The sequence below is a fragment of the Corallococcus sp. CA053C genome (genome assembly GCF_003611675.1).
Lineage (GTDB): Bacteria > Myxococcota > Myxococcia > Myxococcales > Myxococcaceae > Corallococcus.
This window is the reverse complement of record NZ_RAWA01000605.1, coordinates 1-4,078: the sequence shown is the minus strand read 5'-3', so window position 1 is coordinate 4,078 and position 4,078 is coordinate 1. Positions and strand designations below refer to the sequence as shown.

General features: G+C 68.7%; 4 protein-coding genes. All 4 read right to left on the bottom strand.

Going from position 1 to position 4,078, the window contains the following annotated elements; all coding sequences use genetic code 11:
• Positions 1 to 50: 50 nt before the first annotated feature.
• Complete coding sequence (locus D7V97_RS40795; RefSeq protein ID WP_120615952.1) at positions 51 to 851, bottom strand: tetratricopeptide repeat protein; 801 nt, start codon at positions 849 to 851, stop codon at positions 51 to 53.
• 97 nt (positions 852 to 948) lie between these two features.
• Positions 949 to 2,364, bottom strand: coding sequence for a ribosome biogenesis GTPase Der (der, locus tag D7V97_RS40790; RefSeq protein WP_120615951.1), 1,416 nt, complete (start codon positions 2,362 to 2,364; stop codon positions 949 to 951).
• 85 nt (positions 2,365 to 2,449) lie between these two features.
• Positions 2,450 to 3,403: a GTPase Era gene (gene era, locus D7V97_RS40785; protein ID WP_120615950.1), complete on the bottom strand. Its 954-nt coding sequence runs from the start codon at positions 3,401 to 3,403 to the stop codon at positions 2,450 to 2,452.
• Positions 3,404 to 3,499: 96 nt separating this feature from the next.
• A partial coding sequence (locus D7V97_RS40780; RefSeq protein WP_368669013.1) for a peptidylprolyl isomerase occupies positions 3,500 to 4,078 on the bottom strand: 579 nt, incomplete at its 5' end.

Genomic DNA, 4,078 nt, shown 5'->3' with positions numbered 1-4,078 from the left:
ACCCCCACCCACTGCTTCCACCGAGCGAGCCGCATGGTCATGGACGAGGACTACCCCGCATCCGTCGTGGCGGCCGGCGGAGGCGCCGGCGTGGGCACCTTCACGCCCTGGGAGGCCAGCACCGCCATGCGCTCGGTGGCCTGACGGGCCGCGGCGCTGTCCGGGTGGTCCGTGGGGATCTTCGACAGCACCTGCGCGGCCTCGTCCTTCTTGCCCTGCAGGATGAGCATGCGCGCCTTGTGGTACTGGCCCATGCCGGCCAGGTACTCACCCGCGTCCGCCTTCTCCATCTGCTCGAAGGAGGCAATGGCCTGGGCGTAGTCGCCCTTGGCCTCGTAGGCATAGCCCTGGCCTTCCAGGGCGCTCGCGCGCAGGGCGTCGTTCTCCGGGACGCCCTTGAGGAAGGCGCCCAGGGACGCCAGCGCGTCGTCGTACTTGCCCAGCCGGAACTCGGCCTTGGCCTGAGGCAGGGCCGCCGTGGTGGCCGCGCGCGTGCCGTCGTGGTCCTTGCGGAAGGCGGCCAGCGTCGTCACGACCTGCTGGTCGCGGGCCTCCACCGTGGCGAAGGGGGGCTCCGTGGACGTGGGGTCCGCCGCGTCCACGCCCGTCACGGGCCGGTCCAGGACGGTGAGCGCCTGGCCCAGTTGCATGGAGGCCTGCTCCTCGCCGCGCTTGGAGACCTCGCTGCCGATGGCGAAACCCACCGCGCCCAGCACCAGCACGCCGGCGCCGATGGCGAGGAACTTCTGGCGCTGCATCAGCCAGTCACGCGCGTCCGCTCCCACCTTCTGGAAGGCGTCCGGCTGACGAAGCTCCTGCTGGCGAATCTTCTCGGTCTTCGGCTGGGCCACGATGAGGAAACCTCTCTCCGACTCTACGGTGCTCTACGCTTGCGAAAGCGGCGCACTGTAAAGAGCGCCTGCTGGAAGTGTCAACGAACGTGCGCGGTCAGTCTCGGTCTCGCCCTGCCCGCTTCCCGCCCTTGCCACCCTTGCCCGCCAGGTGCGGCTTCTTGCGCGCCTCGCGCTTGGCCTTGCCCGGACGCTCGCGGAAGAGCAGCCGGATGGGGACCCGCAGGTCGAACGTCTTGCGGATCTGGTTGGTGATGTACCGCTTGTACATGTCCGGCACGCCTTCGGGCGCGTTGCACGTGAGCGCGAAGGTCGGCGGCGCGGCGGCCACCTGGGCGATGTAGTACAGGCGCAGCGGCTTGCCCTTCACGATGGGCGCCGGGTTGTTGTCCACCATGTAGTCCAGCAGCCGGTTGAGCTGCGGGGTGGGCGCCCGGAAGCGGAACTGCTTGGCCAACTCCACCGCCACGTCCACCACCTTCTCCACCTTGGAGCCGTGGAGGGCGGACGTGAAGATGACCGGCGCGTAGCCCACGAACTTGAGGGCGATCTTCAGGTCGTCGCGGAACGCGTCCTGCTTGCGCTTGTCCTCCGCGATGAGGTCCCACTTGTTCACCACGATGACCAGCGCGCGACCCCGGTCCATGGACAGGCCCGCGAGCTTCGCGTCCTGGTCCACGTGGGGCTCGGTGGCGTCCATCAGGAGCACCGCCACGTCGCTGCGCTCCAGCACCTTGAGCGCGGCGATGACCGAGTACTGCTCCACCTGGTGCGCGATGGTCTTCTTGCGCCGGATGCCCGCGGTGTCGGTGAGGATGAGCTCGTTGCCCTTGTACGTGACCTCGGAGTCGATGGGGTCGCGCGTGGTGCCGGCGACCTCGCTGGTGACGACGCGCTTCTCCTTGAGGATGGCGTTGACCAGGGTGCTCTTGCCCACGTTGGGCCGGCCGATGATGGCGACGCGGATCTTCCCGTCGTCGGGGGGCGCCTCGGCGTCCTCGCCCTCCACCTTCGGGGCGAGCTTCGCCACGACGGAGTCCATCAGGCTGCCCATGCCCAGGTTGTGCTCGGCGGAGATGCCCTGCACGTCGCCCAGGCCCAGGCGGAAGAACTCGCCCGCCAGCGACTGCATCAGCCCCGACTCGTTGTCGAGCTTGTTGGCCGCGACGACCACGGGCTTGCCGCTCTTGCGCAGGTAGTTGGCGACGGCCTCGTCCGCGGTGGACATGCCCACGCGGGCGTCCACGACGAAGATGATGACGTCGCACTCCTCCACGGCGAACTGCGCCTGCTCGCGGACCTGCTTGAGCAGCGAGTCCTTCTCCCCGGGCACGAAGCCGCCCGTGTCGATGAGGGTGAAGATCCGGCCTTCCCAGTCCGCGTCGGCGTAGTGCCGGTCGCGGGTGACGCCCGGCTCGTCCTGCACGAGCGCGACGCGGCGGCCCACCAGGCGGTTGAACAGCGTGCTCTTGCCCACGTTGGGGCGACCGACAATGGCGACCAGCGGCTTCATGGAGTCTCTTTCGACAGCGACGACAGCGACGACAGCGACGACAACGACAAGAACAGGGATGACAAGAGTGGCGACGGCGACCGCATCACTCGTACCCCAGCTTCCGCAGGCCCGCGGCGCGCTCGCTCCACCGGGCCTCCACGCGCACGCGCAGGTCCAGGTAGACGTGCGCGCCCAGCAGGCGCTGCACCGACTTGCGCGCGTCCGTGCCGATGAGCTTCAGCATCTGCCCCTGCTTGCCAATCAGGATGGCCTTCTGGCTGTCGCGCTCCACGTAGATGGAGGCCGCGATGCGGATGAGGCCGCCCAGCTGGCCCGGGGGCGTGCCGGGGCGCGGCTCGCGCTCGGATTCGTCGAACACGTCCACCAGCACCGCGGTGGAGTACGGAATCTCCTGCCGGCAGTGCCGCAGCACCTGCTCGCGGATGTACTCGGCCACCAGCACGCGCTCCTGCTGGTCGGTGAGCATGTCCTCGGCGAAGAGCGGCTCGCCCTCCGGCAGGTGGCCCAGGACGACCTGGAACAGGTGCTCCACGCCGTCCTTCTCCCGGGCGGAGATGGGCACCACCTCCGCGAACGGGAACTGCTCGCCGTACAGCGCGATGAGCGGGAGGAGCTTCTCCTTCGGGACGGCGTCGATCTTGTTGATGACCAGGAAGGTGGGCTTGCCCACCTTCTGCAGCCGCTCGAGGATGGCGCGGTTGCCGGGCGTGACGTCCAGCGTCTCACCGGCGGGGGGCTCGATGAGGAAGAGGACCAGGTCCACCTCCTCGGCCGCGGAGAGGGCGGCCTCCACCATGTAGCGGTTGAGCTCTCCCTTGGCCTGGTGGATGCCGGGCGTGTCGAGGAAGGCCACCTGCCCCTCCGGACGCGTCACCACGCCGAGGATGCGGTTGCGGGTCGTCTGGGGCTTGGGCGAGACGATGGCGATCTTCTCGCCCGTGAGCGCGTTGAGCAGCGTGCTCTTGCCCACGTTGGGCCGGCCGATGAGCGCGGCGAAGCCGGCGCGGGGTTTCTTCTGCGAGGACTGAGAGGCCATACTTCCGGAGATGATCAGTGGGCCTTCCGACAGCAGCGACGGGAAGGCCCCGGGGAAACCACGGGACTGCGAAGAACGGGGCGACGTGAGTCGGACTTAGGGCCGCGCCGTGGAGATGGTCAACGTCTGGATGCGCACGTCCCGGCGGGGACGGTCATTCGAGTCCTTGGGAAGCTCGTTGGCGATGCGGTCCACCACGTCCTGCCCTTCCACCACCTCGCCGAAGATGGTGTGTCGGTTGTTGAGGTGGGGGGTGGGAGCCGCGGTGATGAAGAACTGACTGCCGTTGGTGTTGGGGCCGGTGTTGCCCATGGCCAGCACACCCTTCTTGTCGAAACGCCGGCCGCCCTGGAACTCATCCTCGAAGCGGAAGCCCGGGCCACCGTTGCCCCGGCTGCTCGGGTCCCCACCCTGGACCATGAAGTCCTTGATGCAGCGGAACAGCAGCGTCCCGTCGTAGAGCGGGCGGCCGTGCATGGCCTCGAACGTCACGGGGTGCGTCCAGGTCTTCTCCCCGGTGGCCAGCCCCACGAAGTTCTCCACCGTCTTGGGAGACTCCTGGGGGAGCAGGCGGACGACGATGCGCCCCTCGGTGGTGTTGAACGTCGCGTACAGCTCCTCGCCCGCGCGGGCCCGCTCCATGAACGTCATGGCGTGGGACTCGGCGTGCTGGGG

Excerpts from the sequence above, each read along its gene's own strand:
- der (WP_120615951.1), bottom strand. The coding sequence starts at position 2,364 with ATGAAGCCGCTGGTCGCCATTGTCGGTCGCCCCAACGTGGGCAAGAGC.
- era (WP_120615950.1), bottom strand. The coding sequence starts at position 3,403 with ATGGCCTCTCAGTCCTCGCAGAAGAAACCCCGCGCCGGCTTCGCCGCG.